The sequence below is a fragment of the Streptomyces sp. NPDC102490 genome (assembly GCF_044765285.1).
Classification (GTDB): domain Bacteria; phylum Actinomycetota; class Actinomycetes; order Streptomycetales; family Streptomycetaceae; genus Streptomyces.
Map to the genome: position 1 here is coordinate 125,298 of NZ_JBIWJU010000002.1, position 13,700 is coordinate 138,997.

Here is a 13,700-nt window from a genome sequence, read left to right on the forward strand (position 1 = left end):
CCCACGCGATGAGGACCGCCGGGGGCGCCGCCCGCGCGATGAGGACGGAAGGAGTGCCGGGCGCGAGGCCGTGGGGCCCGCCGCCCGGCATCGTCGTGCACGCGCCGGTCAGAGCCGGGTGACGTCGAGACCCCCGTCGGCGTACTGCCGGCGCAGCACCTTCTTGTCGAACTTGCCGACGCTGGTCTTCGGCACCGTCTCGATGACCGTCCAGCGTTCCGGGAGCTGCCACTTGGCGATCTTGCCGTCCTCGGCGAGGAAGGTGCGCAGGGCGGCGAAGTCGACGTCGGCCCCCTCCCTGAGGACGACGGTGGCCAAGGGACGCTCGCCCCACTTGTCGTCCGGTACGGCGACCACGGCGGCCTCGGCGACGTCCGGGTGGGCCATCAGCGCGTTCTCCAGCTCCACTGAGGAGATCCACTCGCCGCCGGACTTGATGACGTCCTTGGCCCGGTCGGTGAGGCTGAGGAACCCGTCCGGGGAGATGGTGCCGACGTCACCCGTCTTCAGCCAGCCGTCCTCGCTGAACTTGTCGTCGGGACGCAGCGGCTCGGCGCCGGGGCCGTTGTAGTAGGCGCCGGCGATCCAGTTGCCGCGCACCTCCAGCTCACCGGCGGACTCGCCGTCCCAGGGCAGGCGCTCGCCGCCGGGACCGGTGAGGCGGGCCTCGACACCGGCCGGGAAACGGCCCTGGGTGAGGCGGTACGCGAACTCCTCCGGCGTCCCCACCACGTGGGCCGGCGGCCGGGCGACCGTGCCGAGCGGCGAGGTCTCCGTCATGCCCCAGGCGTGGCAGACCCGCATGCCGAGCGCGTCGAACGCCTCCATCAGCGACGGGGGACAGGCCGAGCCGCCGATGGTGACCTGGGTGAGGGAGGAGACGTCGCGGGGCTTGGCCGTCAGCTCGGCGAGCAGGCCCTGCCAGATGGTGGGGACGGCGGCGGCGTGCGTGGGCCGCTCGCTCTCGATCATCGCGGCGAGGGGCGCGGGCTGGAGGAAGCGGTCCGGCATCAGCATGTTCACGCCGGTCATGAAGGTGGCGTGCGGCAGACCCCAGGCGTTGACGTGGAACTGCGGGACCACCACCAGCGAGGTGTCCTGGTCGGTCAGGCCCATCGACTGGGCCATGTTGACCTGCATGGAGTGCAGGTAGATGGACCGGTGGCTGTAGACCACGCCCTTGGGGTCGCCGGTGGTGCCGGAGGTGTAGCACATGGCCGCCGCGGCCCGCTCGTCCAGCTCGGGCCAGTCGTAGGCGGCGGGCTTGCCGGCGATCAGGTCCTCGTACTCGTGGACCTGCACGGACGCCCCGTCCAGCAGGGAGCGGTCGCCCGGCCCGGAGACGACGACGTGCTCGACCGGCTTGAGGTGCGGCAGCAGCGGGGCGAGCAGCGGCAGCAGCGATCCGTTGGCGATCACGACCCGGTCGGCGGCGTGGTTCACGATCCAGGCCAGCTGCTCGGGCGGGAGCCGGAGATTGAGGGTGTGGAGGATCGCGCCCATGGCGGGGATCGCGAAGTAGGCCTCCACGTGCTCGGCGTTGTTCCACATGAGGGTCGCCACGCGTTCGTCGTCGCCGACGGCGAGGTCCTCGCGCAGGGCGTGCGCCAGCTGGGCGGCGCGGGCGCCGATCTCGGCGAAGGAGCGGCGGTGCGGCTCGTCCTCACCGGTCCAGGTGGTCACCTGCGAGCTGCCGTGGATGGTCGACCCGTGGGCCAGGATCCTCGAAATCAGCAGCGGTACGTCCTGCATCGTGCTCAGCACGGTGTCCTCCCGGGGCGACATTGCCTACGCGGCGGCAAGGGCTGCGCTGATTCTGCGCACATACCGCGCGGTATGTCACTAGTCCCGGGTGATCGATCAGTGGGCGGGGCCGCCGACGCGGTCCCACCGAGGATCCACAGACCGGTTCAGGACCGGACAAACCCCAGCTCAGGGTCTTCCCGGAGCTTGCCGAGGGCCCGGGAGACCGCCGACTTCACGGTGCCCACGGAGACACCCAGCACTTCCGCCGTCCGGGCCTCGCTGAGGTCCTCGTAGTACCTGAGGACGACCATCGCGCGCTGCCGTGCGGGCAGCTTCATGATCGCTCGCCACATCGCGTCATGCAGGGCCTGCCGCTCCGCCGCGTCGTCGCCGCCGGGCGCGGGCTCCGGCTCGGGCAGCTCGTCACAGGCGAACTCGTCGACCTTGCGCTTGCGCCACTGCGAGGTCCGGGTGTTCAGCAGCGCCCGGCGCACATAGCCGTCCAGGGCACGGTGGTCCTCGATGCGCTCCCAGGCCACGTACGTCTTGGCCAGCGCGGTTTGCAGCAGGTCCTCCGCGTCGCTCGGGTTCGCGGTGAGCGACCGGGCGGTACGCAGCAGCACCGGCTGGCGTGCCTTCACGTACGAGGAGAACGACGGGTAGGGGAAGGTCTGCGCCCTGGCCGTGGCCGCGGCCGGTGCCGTGGCCGGCGCCAGGGCGGTGGCGGCGTTCGAAGCGCTGGTGCAGACGGGTGTGGTCATGGCTCAACGCTATGAGCGAGGGGATACCCGGCGGATCGGCCGCAGGTCCCGAAGCAGAGTCCGCCTCAGGTTGTAGGGGTGGTGTTGGCCCCACCTCCTGTAGGTGGAGTGGGGGAGGAGGGGCGGTCCGGGTCACCCCCTGGGGGTTCCGTGCGGGAGGGGCGCCCGCGCGGAGGGCTCCCGGCGCCCGGCGGGCACGAAAACGCCCGGGCGACGGTACCGAAGTACCGCCGCCCGGACGCACTGCGACCCCATGAAGCACACCCGCACAAGGAACCGGGGCCGGCGCGGCAGCGCACCCGCGCCGGCCCCTCAGCTCACCACCACAGCGGGGAGAAGCTGACGGCCACGTTCTCGTTGCCCTGGTTGATCGCCGTGAAGGCGGAGCCGTCGACCTGCGCGGTGTTGCTCTGGTTCGAGGCCCCCGAGCCGACCGCCTGCTGCTGCGTGGTGGACGAGTTGCCGTTGTTGCTGCCGCCGACACCGCTGCCGAGGATGCCGGCGTTGGCACTGGCGGCGGTCGCGTTCGATCCGTCGTCCGCGAAGGCGCCGTTGTCCGCCGTGGCGATCCCGCCGAAGAGAGCGGCGGCGAGCGGAAGGGCGGCGACGGCGGCGACGACACGGGCGGTACGGATGCTTGCCATGTTGTTCCTCCAGAACAAGTGCGCACCGGCTTCCAGCCGACAACGCGAGAAGTAAGTGAACTAGGGCTTGTGCCAAGGCAGTTGGCCGACCGCCTCGACGCTGTGCACGACGTCGCGTGATCAGAATTGCCCACCGGGTCCCGACGAACCACCCCGGAAGCCCTGATTCGCCCTCAAGCGTGAGGACAAGTCGATAAACCCCTTTGCTGCCCTTCCGCCGCACCACGGGACAGCACGGACGACTCCTCCTCAAGCCCCGCAAGGGGTGAAGCGTTCCGCCACTTTCTCCCCCGCCCCCGCCTCACCGGCGTGTCGCACCCCTCACTCTTCCCTTTGTCGAACATGCGTACGAACATAGACCCATGGCCACCACCGACCGGCAGGCCACGACGCTGGCCCTCGCCCACGCCCTGTCAGCCGCGGAACGCGGGCTGGCCGTCATCCCGCTGGCCCGGACGAAGCTCCCGGCGCTGCGCTCCCCCCACCGCGACGCCCCGGCGCCGGAGCCGTTCACCTGCCGCGGCGAGTGCGGACGCTTCGGCCACGGCGTCCACGACGCCTCCACCGACCCGGCCCGCGTCCGCGCGCTGTTCGCCGCGGCACCCTGGGCCACGGGCTACGGCATCGCCTGCGGCCTGCCGCCGCACCACCTGATCGGCATCGACCTGGACACGAAGCCGGACGACGCGCAGGCGGACTCCTCGACCGCCCTGCGCGAACTGGCCCTGCGCCACCTCTTCACGATCCCGCCCACGGTCGTCGTCCTGACCCCCAGCGGAGGCCGCCACCTCTGGCTGACCGGCCCGCCCGACCGCGTCGTCCCCAACTCGGCCGGCCGCCTCGCCCCCGGCATCGACGTCCGCGGCGCCGGCGGCTACCTGGTCGGCCCCGGCTCCGTCACCCGCCACGGCGCCTACACGACCGCGCCCGGCACGTCCCACCTGGCCCCCGCGCCCTGCCCGCCCGCCCTCCTGCGCCTGCTGCTCCCGCCGCCGGTGCGGCGTGCCGGGGGCGGGACGACGGGCGGCGACGGCCGGGGCCTGGTCCAGTTCGTCCTCGCCGCGCACCGGGGTCAGCGCAACACCCGCCTCTTCTGGGCGGCCTGCCGCGCCTACGAGGACGGCATCGGCGCGGCCCTGCTGGCCCCCCTGCTGGAAGCCGCACGCGCCACCGGCCTGACGGACCGCGAGGCCCGCGCGACCCTCGCCTCGGCGGCCCGCATGACGGGCCACCACCCCTGACGAACGCCGAGCCGCCCCCGCCTCCGCATCCCCCGGCCACCTGGGCGCCCGTCCCACCCGGCACGCAACCGAAAGACGCCGATGCACGACCGCCCCAGGGTGCCGACCCTGTCGCTGACCCGGATCACCCTGTCCTGCGGCCGCAGCGTCGACCTGACCGACCTGCGCCTCACCCCGACCTACGGCGACATGCCGTACGGCTACCCCTGCCGCCCCGCCAACGACCTGCGCATCCGGGCCCTCCTGCACACCGCCGCCCGAATGCTCCCCACCCTGCCGGTCCACCTGATCCCACCGCCGCGCACGTACCCGGACCAGTACCCGGGCCCCTTCGGCCCCGTCGAGACCCTCCCGCACGTCGCCTGCGTCGGCCGCTTCTCCTCGACACCCCTGACCCCGGCCAACGACCCACTCACCCACCGCTCCGGCCTGACCGTCATCTGGTTCCAGCCGACGCCCCGCATCCCGGACCCGTACGACCCCGACCCACCCCTGCGCAACATCGCCTGGCCAGCCCTGGCCCGGGACTACGAGCTGGGAGATCCGCCGTAGACGCCCTGAGCCCTCCGCCTCCCGCTGCCCCTTCCGTGCCGTGTTCGGCGGGCAGCGCACACGGCGACGGCCCCCGACCGTCATGCCTGGTCAGGGGCCGTCAAATACCGCGGTGGGTGTGGGATTTGAACCCACGGTGACATCGCTGCCACGACGGTTTTCAAGACCGTTCCCTTAGGCCGCTCGGGCAACCCACCCCCGCGCCGTCCCGCCTGGGGCGGAGCGGGTACAGCCTACCGGCACCGTCTGCCGTGCGGGGCTCACGTGGGGTGTGGGGGGCGGGCCGCCTGCCAGGCCGCCTCGATCATCGGGAAGATCTCGTCGAGGGCGGCCTCGGGGTCGGGGGCCTCGCGGGACACCGAGTAGGCGTCGATCACGAACCGGGCGAGGGTGCGGGCGGCGGTTTCGCTCCGGGTCAGGGCGGGGTCGGCGGCGATGGCCTTGGCCAGGGCTTCCGCGTGGCGGAGGCGGACCGACTCGTCGTACTTCCGCAGGGCGGGGGACGCGTCGATCATGCGCCAGATCGGGGCGGCGCTGTCCGCGGTGCAGTGCCGGACCAGGGCCAGGATCTCGCGGCGCAGCGCGGGGATCAGCGGTTCGTTCGGTGCCCGGTCGGTGACCGCGCGCGTGAGGCGGTGTTCGAAGTCCTCGTCCTGCTCGAAGACCAGGGCCTCTTTCGAGGCGAAGTGGGAGAAGAGCGTGGTGACGGCCACGTCGGCCTCGGCGGCCACGTCGCGGATGCCCACCGCGTCGTACCCGCGTTCCAGGAAGAGCCGCAGCGCGGTGTCGGCGATCTTCTGGCGGGTCGCGGCCTTCTTGCGCTCACGGCGGCCCGACTGCTGCACGGTCATGCCCGGCAGGCTAGCAGGTACGGAACAATAACCGTTACGGAACACTATCCGTTAGTGTTACGGTCGCCGCATGAAGAAAGTGAGCTTCGAGGAATTCGGTGGTCCGGACGTTCTGCGGCTGGTGGACGCCGAGGAGCCCCATGCGGGGCCCGGTCGCATACGTGTCGCCGTGCGGGCGGCGGGGGTGAATCCCGTCGACTGGCGGGTCAGGGAGGGGCAAGTGCTGGGGGCCCATCCGATCGAGCTGCCCTCCGGGGTCGGGCTGGACGCCGCCGGAGTGGTGGACGAGGTCGGCGAGGGGGTGACCGGGGTCGAGGTCGGGGACCGGGTGTTCGGCGAGGGCGCCGACACCTACGCCGAGTTCGCCGTGCTCGGGGCCTGGGCGCGGATGCCGGAGGGGCTGACCTTCGAAGAGGCGGCCGGGTACCCCTCCGTGGTGGAGACCGCGTTGCGCGTCATCCGCGAGGTCGGTGTGCTGCCGGGGCAGACGCTGCTGGTCAGCGGGGCCTCGGGCGGAGTCGGGTCGGCGGTGGTGCAGATCGCCCGCGATCGCGGCATCAGGGTCATCGGTACGGCCGGTGCGGCCAACCAGGACTACCTGCGCGGCCTCGGTGCCGTCGCCACGACGTACGGCGAGGGCTGGGTCGAGCGGGTGCGGCGGCTCGGCGAGGTCGACGCGGCTCTCGACCTGGCCGGTTCGGGGGTGATCCGCGAGTTGGTCGAGCTGGCCGGGGCGCCGGAGAAGGTCGTCAGCATCGCCGATCTCGGGGCGCCCGAGTTCGGCGTCCGGTTCTCCGGCGTGGCCGGGAGCGTGCCGGCGGCGCTCGCCGAGGCCGTCGACCTGATCTCGCGCGGGAAACTCCGCATCCCGGTCGAGAAGTCGTACCCGCTCGCCGAGGCCGCGGCCGCGCACGTCGACAGCCAGGCCGGTCACACGCGCGGGCGCCGGGTCATCGTCGTCTGAACCGGGGTCCGCACCCCCTGACGCACTTCGCCACCGGGGCGGCCCCGGTGGCGAAGTGGGTGGAACGTGAGGGTGGAGAACGCCGGTCAGTCGTCGCCGAGCTTCGAGCCCAGGGTGACCTCGGTCGTGTGCTGCTTGCCGCCGCGCTCGTAGGTGACGGTGACCTTGTCGCCGGGCTTGTGGGTCCAGATCTCGCCGATCAGGGTCGGACCGCTGTCGATCACCCGGTCGTCGAGCTTGGTGATCACGTCACCGGGCTTGAGGCCCGCGTCGTCGGCCGGGCCGCCCTTCTCGACCGGGTCGGAGCCGCCCACGCCCTGCTCGGTGAGCTTGGCGCCGTTCGTCGTCTCCTCCAGCGAGACGGAGGCACCGATCTTCGCGTACACCGGCTTGCCGGTCTTGATCAGCTGCTGGGCGACGAACTTCGCCTGGTTGACCGGGATGGCGAAGCCCAGGCCGATGGAGCCGGCCTGGCCGGTGCCGAAGCCGCCGTTGCCGGTCGACTGGATCGCGGAGTTGATGCCGATGACGTTGCCCTGCGCGTCGAGCAGCGGGCCGCCGGAGTTGCCCGGGTTGATCGACGCGTCGGTCTGCAGGGCGCTCATGTAGGACGCCTTGCTGTCGGCGCTGCCGTCGCTGGAGGCCACGGGGCGGTTCTTGGCGCTGATGATGCCCGTGGTCACCGTGTTGGACAGGCCGAAGGGGGCGCCGATGGCGATCGTCGAGTCGCCCACGGCGACCTGGTCGGAGTCGCCGAGGGGGAGGGGTTTCAGGTCCGAAGGGGCGCTCTCGAGTTTGACGACCGCGACGTCGTAGCCCTGAGCGTGGCCGACCACCTCGGCGTCGTACTTCTTGCCGTTGGGGAAGGTCGCGCTGAGCTTGCCGCCGTCGACCGCCTCCGCCACCACGTGGTTGTTGGTGACGATGTGGCCTTCCTTGTCGAAGACGAACCCGGTGCCGGTGCCGCCCTCGCCGTTGCTTCCCTCGGCCTGGATGGTGACCGTGCTCGGCAGCGCCTTGGCGGCCACGCCCGCGACGGTGCCGCCGTCACGCTTGACGGAGCCGCCGGTGTCGGAGGCGGAGACCGTGGTGGAGCCGCCGTCGTCGTTGTTCTTGGCCAGGGTGTAGCCGAGACCGCCGCCCAGACCGCCCGCGACCAGCGCGGCGATCAGGACGCCGGCAAGCACACCGCCACGTCCGCGGCCCGGCTTCGGCGCGGGCTGCTGGTACGAGGCGCCCCAGCCGCCCGCTCCGCCGCCGGCCCCGTCACCGGAGCCCTCGCCGAAACCGCCGCCGTAGCCGTAGCCGTTGTGGCCGCCTCCGCCGTACGCCGGTGTCTGGGCGGCCGGGGTGCCCGGCGGCGGGGGCGGGGGCCACGAGGCGTCGGGAGCGGTGGAGCCCTGCGGGACCTCACCGCCCTGGGGTGCCTGGTGCACCTGCGGCTGGGGCGCCTGGGGCTGGGGTGCCTGGTGTCCCGGGGGTGCCTGCCGGTCCTGCGGCGACGCGTCCTGAGGCACCGTGTGACCCTGCGACACGGTCGGGGCCTCGGCGGGGGGAGCCGCCGGGGCGTCGGGGGCGGAGGCGGGCGCCCGGTGCGGGGCGGGCGGCGCGGGAGGCTGGGCGGAGGCAGCGGGAGCATCCACCGGCACGGGAGGTGCGGACGGGGCCGGGGGTACCGCGGTGCCCTCGTTCTCGGTGCTCACAGCTTCTCTCCTAGTTCCACGGCTGGTTGTCGCTCACCCTGGTCGCGCTCAGCCACGCTCACGCGCTGCTCCACGGTCCGGCGCGATGCGGATGTGCTGGTGCTTTTGTATGCCATCAGCTTTTCCCACGGGCCGTCAGAGCACCATAAGCGGTAGCTGTGGGTCCCCGACCATCCTTTATATAGGTCATCCAAGACTAAACGGACACGGTGCCGTTTCAGCCGGTGGCACGTCTACCCGCCCGCGGTGGCACCATGACGCGGTGACCCACGCACGACAGCACCGGATTCAGGTCGTCGCCCACCGTGGCGCCTCCGAGGAGGCACCCGAGCACACCCTCGCCGCGTACCGCAAGGCGATCGAGGACGGGGCGGACGCCCTGGAGTGCGATGTGCGCCTGACCGCCGACGGCCACCTCGTCTGCGTCCACGACTGGCGCGTCAACCGTACGTCGAACGGTCGCGGCGCGGTGTCCGCGCTGGAGCTCGCCGACCTCGCCGCCCTCGATTTCAGCGCCCGCCGCACCCGGGAGTTCTGGCGCACGCGCGACGAGCAGCCCGACTGGGAGCACCGGCCCGAGGACCGGGAGGAGACCTCCGTCCTGACCCTGGAACGGCTGCTGCAACTGGTCGCCGACGCGGGACGGCGCGTGGAGCTGGCGATCGAGACCAAGCACCCCACGCGCTGGGCGGGGCAGGTGGAGGAGCGGCTGCTGCTCCTCCTGAAGCGGTTCGGACTCGACGCCCCGGCCTCGGCCGAGGAGTCCCCGGTGCGGGTGATGAGCTTCTCGGCGCGGTCGCTGCACCGGGTGCGGGCCGCCTCGCCGACACTGCCGACGGTCTATCTGATGCAGTTCGTCTCGCCCCGGCTGCGCGACGGGCGGCTGCCCGCGGGTGTCCGGATCGCGGGCCCCTCGATCCGGATCGTGCGCAACCACCCCGCGTACATAGAGCGCCTGAAGCGGGCCGGCCACCAGGTGCACGTCTGGACGGTGAACGAGACCGCCGACGTGGATCTCTGCTCCGACCTGGGCGTGGACGCCATCATCACCAACCGGCCGCGCGCGGTCCTGGACCACCTGGGCCGTTGATTCGTCCGCGGCTCTTGACCCGGCGGCCCGGCTGCCCCATTCTCCGGTCTCGGCCACACCGACCAGAACCAGCCAAGTGACTACAGGGAGTGCACCGGCGCGTTCGGTACGTGTTCGACCGTGTCGAATGCGTCACCGTGCGGCGACCGGCCGGTTTCCGGCTCAGGGCGATGGGGCATCCACACCGTGGCGTGGGGCGAAGGAGGTCTCGGGGGTGGCGTTGGTGGTGGCACAGGAAGTGCCCACGTCGTCGAGCATGGCCGTGCCCCATGGCCCTGCGGGCGTGGGGGAAGCGAGACACCGCATGCGCGATCAGCTGCGCAGGGGCGGGGTGGCGGAATCGGTCATCGACGACGCTGTACTGGTCCTTTCCGAACTGCTGAGCAATGCGTGCAAGCACGGCCGGCCCCTGGGCGACGCCCTGGCCGGGGACGGCGACGTCCGGGCCGCGTGGCAGGTGGACGCGGGCGGCCGGCTCCTTGTGGAGGTCACGGACGGCGGCGGCCCGACCCGCCCGGCTCCGGCGACCCCCTCGGTCACCGCGCACGGCGGCCGCGGGCTGAACATCATCACGGCGCTCGCCGACGACTGGGGCGTACGGGACGACCCCCGCGGACAGGTCACCGTCTGGGTCGTCGTCCACGACGACGTGCACGACCCGGACGCCGGGCACCGGCGCGACGACTTCGCCACCCGGATCTCGGCACCGGCGGTGTCGGAGATCCCCGGCCTGGACTTCGCGGACGCCCTCGATGATCTGGCCTGACCCGTACGACGACTCGCGCCGATCCGGTGGTGGCGTCTCACGCCGATCCGGTGGCGGTGCCTAGCGCCGCTTCGGTGGTGGCGTCTCGCGCCGATCGCGGTGGCGGTGCCTCGTGCCGATCCGGTGGCGGTGTACGAGGCCGGGTGTGGCGGCGAGTTGTCCACAGGCGGCCCGTCGTCCACAGGGTCCCGACGGCCGGAGTGGGAACGGCTAGGCTCGCGCCCGTACGAGTAGAGCCGTAACCGGGAGACACCCACGATGGCCAAGAAGCGACCCCAGACGAAGGCCAAGCGGCCCCAGCTCGACGATGCCGAGATCCCGGTCGTCGGCGCCCGCGAGCCCTGCCCCTGCGGCAGTGGCCGCCGGTACAAGGCCTGCCACGGCCGGACCGCCGCGCAGGCCACGACCGCGCTGGTGCAGCGCCCGTTCGAGGGGCTGCCCGGTGAGTGCGACTGGGTGGCGCTGCGGGAGCTGGTGCCGGCGGCCACGGTCGAGCTGACCCTGCGGGACGGCCTGCCCGAGGGCGTCCCCTCGGTCACGCTGGCCACGGTGCTGCCGATGGCCTGGCCGGCCCTGCGCCGCGACGACGGCTCGGTCCTGCTCGGCCTGCAGAACGACACGGCGTCGGGCGACATCAGCCGCGACCTCGCCGACACCCTGGCGCGGGCGCTGACCGCCGAGCCGGGCACCCCGGTGCAGGGGCGCCGCGCACCGGCCGACGGTCCTCGGCTCCAGGACCTGCTCGCGCCCGAGGGCGCGTTCGAGCCGGAGGTGCACTCGGGCTTCGAGTTCTGGGTGCCGGACCCGGCCAACGCCACGCCGGACGTCACCGCCTCCCTGGAGCGGGCCAACGCCGCGGCCATCCCGACCGTCCGGCTTCAGGGCGTGGACGCCGCCTACTGGTGCGAGACGCCGGACAAGAACCACCTGCGCTGGGTCATGCCGCACGACGAGGAGCGGCTTCTGGACGCTCTCGCCCGGCTGCACGCCGCGGGCCGGTCGTCCCTCGGCGAGGGCACCCGCCTCGTCGGCTCCTTCCGCGCCCACGGGCTCACCGTGCCGGTGTGGGACCTGCCGAGCGAGGTCACCGCGCAGGACATCGAGAAGCCGGCCGCGGAGTTCGCCGAGCGCCTCGCCGAGGCCCTGGCCACGGACGCTCCGCTCACGCATGACGAGCGCCGGGCGCGCGGCGGCCTGACCAACCGGCAGGTGACGCTCAGCTGACGCACAGCCGTGCGGGCCGCCCCCGGCTGACCGACCGGTCAGCCGGAGCGGGGGCTCGTGGACGGGTGACTCCGGTCACAACTCCCGTTGCGGACAAGCCAGTCGGTGACCGGAAAACAAGAGATCGAATTTGCTAACCGCCGATCTCTTGTTACCGTTCCAGTAGCCCGGTTGCTGGTGCATCCCCCGTCGCCAGCAACCGGGTCTTTTCATGCGCCCGGTCGAGCACTCACCGCAGTCGCCGGTCAACTCCCCGTCCCCGAGGGCGGTTTGCCGGCGCCGCTCCCGGCGCCTTCCTCGTCACCGCCGCCCTCGTGGTCCCCGCCGCTCCCGCCGCTTCCGGCCCGCAGCAGCAGCGGCCCGTACCCGGCCCGGCGCGCGAACTCCGCCACCGCGGCGTACCCCGCCAAGCCGCCCCCGCTCGCGCCCTCTGTGTCTTGCGGCGGTGTCTCGCAGGTGCCCGGCGCGTCCTCGACGCCGACCGCGCAGCTGGTCCGCACGCTGCGTCCGTCGGGTCCCATGAGGCTCAGTACGGACTCGAGCGGGCCGCCGGTGGCGTTGCGGTAGTAGGTCCGCGCCCAGGTCTCCGTCCCCCGGGCCAGGACACAGGTCTGCGCCTCGACGCCCGCGGGCGAGGTGAGTTCGGGGCCGCAGCGCGCGGCCAGCGCGGGGCCGGGCGGCAGCGGCGAACGGGCCGGGGACGGTGCGAGTCCTTCCGGGACGCGGTCGAATCCGCCCGCCCCAGACCCTGGCCCGGACCCAGACCCGAGCCAGGGCCCCGATCGGTCCCCCGCCCCCGCCGCGGAGGACGGCGCCTTGCCGTCACCGCCCCGCGCGAGAAGCGGCACGGCCGTCGCGCCCTCGGTGGCCGCGTCGCCCGAGGGCCCCGCGGACGCCACCGCGAACGGCAGTACGACCGCGCACACCACGACACCCGCGAGCCCGTACAGACGGATCCGCCGGCGGTCCGGCCCGCGTCGGGGCGACCCGGTGCGGCGCGGCCCGACGGCGCGGTGCTCCCCTGCATGAAGCGGCATGCCCGGACCATAACGACCGGGGACGGGCGCGGACTTCCGCGCGCGCCGACACCCCCTACAACTCGGGGGCGCTCACACCCGTACGAGTGAGGGCGTCGACCACCGCGTCCACCACGGCCTCCACGTCGGGCACCCAGGGCGAGGCGGAGCCGGGCAGCGGCGCCCGCTCCCAGCGGACGGCACCGGCGCCGGTCTCGGACGGGGGCAGCGCGAGATAGCCGCCCTCGCCGTGGAAGCGCAGGGAGCCGGGGACGAAGTCCTTGGCGTACAGCAGCTCGCCCAGCTGCTCCATGGAGTACGGCCGGACCAGCAGCGACCAGCGGGTGGGCGAGGCGACGACCGGGCCGAGCCGCAGCCCGGCGCGGTCGAGCGCGGCGAGGGCGTGGGCGGCCGGCAGGGCGGGCAGGGAGACGGCGCACGGGGCGCTGCCCCCGGTGGCCATGACGATCGGCGCGGTCGGCCGGTTGGTCCACCACCAGCGCACCATGCGCGCGTCGGTGGTCGCCGCGAGGAGACCGGGTTCGAAGGGATGGGCGCCCGGCACCGTGCACTCGGGGTCGGGGCAGGCGCAGCGTGACCGCGCCCGCGGTTCCGCCGCCACGCCCGGGAGTACGGGCCACCGCCATTGTGTCGCGTAGGTCAGGGCCGCGCCGATCAGCTCAGGCTGCCCGTCGTCGTGCTGGGACAGGAGCCTGCGTCGCCTTCCGAGGATCTCGCGCATGAGCGCTCGTTCCTTTCCGTTGCACGCCTGGCAACACCGTGGTCTCTTCACACCATGTGTCGATCACTTCGCTGTGCGTTGCTGGTGGCGCATCACACCCCTGCCGGGACACGTCCCCACGGGGGCACGTCTCCGCCAAGGGCAAGGGAAACCCCTGTGGGTCGAGCACTGACTGCGTCCGTGACGGTTCCGGCCACTGCGTCTGTCAAAAGCTGGCGTGGCGCGGGGGTGGCGAAGTCTGGCGTTTTGCCGTCGCGCGTATTTCTCTCCGCCTCCGCCACGGGAGGATGGGGCACGGTCGTCGGTGGATAGGACGCCCGGGTCCGTCGCCGGGTTCCAGGTGGCCCCCAACCACCCCCGGCCTTCTCCGAGTACGTACCCATCACGACCGCTGTGACGC

At 72.9% G+C, this 13,700-nt stretch carries 13 protein-coding genes and 1 tRNA gene; 6 read left to right on the forward strand and 8 right to left on the reverse strand.

Going from position 1 to position 13,700, the window contains the following annotated elements; all coding sequences use genetic code 11:
* Positions 1–108 precede the first annotated feature (108 nt).
* From ACIRGB_RS04050 to ACIRGB_RS04060, 3 genes are all read right to left on the reverse strand, one after another.
* The gene (locus tag ACIRGB_RS04050) at positions 109–1,785 is read right to left on the reverse strand and encodes a long-chain fatty acid--CoA ligase (protein ID WP_403858391.1); all 1,677 of its coding nucleotides are present in this window, start codon (positions 1,783–1,785) and stop codon (positions 109–111) included.
* 125 nt (positions 1,786–1,910) lie between these two features.
* Positions 1,911–2,507, reverse strand: coding sequence for a SigE family RNA polymerase sigma factor (locus tag ACIRGB_RS04055; protein ID WP_403858393.1), 597 nt, complete (start codon positions 2,505–2,507; stop codon positions 1,911–1,913).
* 317 nt (positions 2,508–2,824) lie between these two features.
* On the reverse strand, positions 2,825–3,151 hold the full coding sequence (locus tag ACIRGB_RS04060) for a hypothetical protein (protein ID WP_403858395.1): 327 nt from the start codon (positions 3,149–3,151) through the stop codon (positions 2,825–2,827).
* Positions 3,152–3,513: 362 nt separating this feature from the next.
* Between ACIRGB_RS04060 and ACIRGB_RS04065 the strand changes: the two genes are divergently transcribed.
* Both ACIRGB_RS04065 and ACIRGB_RS04070 read left to right on the forward strand, forming a co-directional pair.
* Positions 3,514–4,392: a bifunctional DNA primase/polymerase gene (locus ACIRGB_RS04065; protein ID WP_403858397.1), complete on the forward strand. Its 879-nt coding sequence runs from the start codon at positions 3,514–3,516 to the stop codon at positions 4,390–4,392.
* Between the two features lie 81 nt (positions 4,393–4,473).
* Positions 4,474–4,944 (forward strand): hypothetical protein, encoded by a 471-nt coding sequence (locus ACIRGB_RS04070; protein ID WP_403858399.1) that lies wholly within the window; start codon positions 4,474–4,476, stop codon positions 4,942–4,944.
* Between the two features lie 110 nt (positions 4,945–5,054).
* Here ACIRGB_RS04070 and ACIRGB_RS04075 read toward each other — a convergent pair.
* Positions 5,055–5,141, reverse strand: a tRNA-Ser gene (locus tag ACIRGB_RS04075).
* 63 nt (positions 5,142–5,204) lie between these two features.
* Positions 5,205–5,795, reverse strand: coding sequence for a TetR/AcrR family transcriptional regulator (locus ACIRGB_RS04080; protein WP_403858401.1), 591 nt, complete (start codon positions 5,793–5,795; stop codon positions 5,205–5,207).
* A gap of 70 nt (positions 5,796–5,865) precedes the next feature.
* Between ACIRGB_RS04080 and ACIRGB_RS04085 the strand changes: the two genes are divergently transcribed.
* On the forward strand, positions 5,866–6,759 hold the full coding sequence (locus tag ACIRGB_RS04085) for an NADP-dependent oxidoreductase (RefSeq protein ID WP_403858403.1): 894 nt from the start codon (positions 5,866–5,868) through the stop codon (positions 6,757–6,759).
* Between the two features lie 86 nt (positions 6,760–6,845).
* On the opposite strand, the gene ACIRGB_RS04090 is transcribed toward ACIRGB_RS04085, so the two are convergent.
* Positions 6,846–8,462: a S1C family serine protease gene (locus tag ACIRGB_RS04090; protein WP_403858405.1), complete on the reverse strand. Its 1,617-nt coding sequence runs from the start codon at positions 8,460–8,462 to the stop codon at positions 6,846–6,848.
* A gap of 262 nt (positions 8,463–8,724) precedes the next feature.
* Between ACIRGB_RS04090 and ACIRGB_RS04095 the strand changes: the two genes are divergently transcribed.
* From ACIRGB_RS04095 to ACIRGB_RS04105, 3 genes are all read left to right on the forward strand, one after another.
* Positions 8,725–9,552 (forward strand): glycerophosphodiester phosphodiesterase, encoded by an 828-nt coding sequence (locus tag ACIRGB_RS04095; RefSeq protein ID WP_403858407.1) that lies wholly within the window; start codon positions 8,725–8,727, stop codon positions 9,550–9,552.
* 127 nt (positions 9,553–9,679) lie between these two features.
* Positions 9,680–10,318: an ATP-binding protein gene (locus ACIRGB_RS04100; protein ID WP_403858409.1), complete on the forward strand. Its 639-nt coding sequence runs from the start codon at positions 9,680–9,682 to the stop codon at positions 10,316–10,318.
* A 258-nt stretch (positions 10,319–10,576) separates the two neighbouring features.
* Entirely contained in the window at positions 10,577–11,542 is a 966-nt protein-coding gene (locus tag ACIRGB_RS04105; protein WP_403858411.1) for a DUF5926 family protein, read from the forward strand.
* A gap of 245 nt (positions 11,543–11,787) precedes the next feature.
* Here the strand turns inward: ACIRGB_RS04105 and ACIRGB_RS04110 are convergent, their stop codons facing one another.
* On the reverse strand, positions 11,788–12,579 hold the full coding sequence (locus tag ACIRGB_RS04110; protein ID WP_403858413.1) for a hypothetical protein: 792 nt from the start codon (positions 12,577–12,579) through the stop codon (positions 11,788–11,790).
* 55 nt (positions 12,580–12,634) lie between these two features.
* Positions 12,635–13,300, reverse strand: coding sequence for a bifunctional DNA primase/polymerase (locus ACIRGB_RS04115; protein WP_403858415.1), 666 nt, complete (start codon positions 13,298–13,300; stop codon positions 12,635–12,637).
* Positions 13,301–13,700 lie beyond the last annotated feature (400 nt).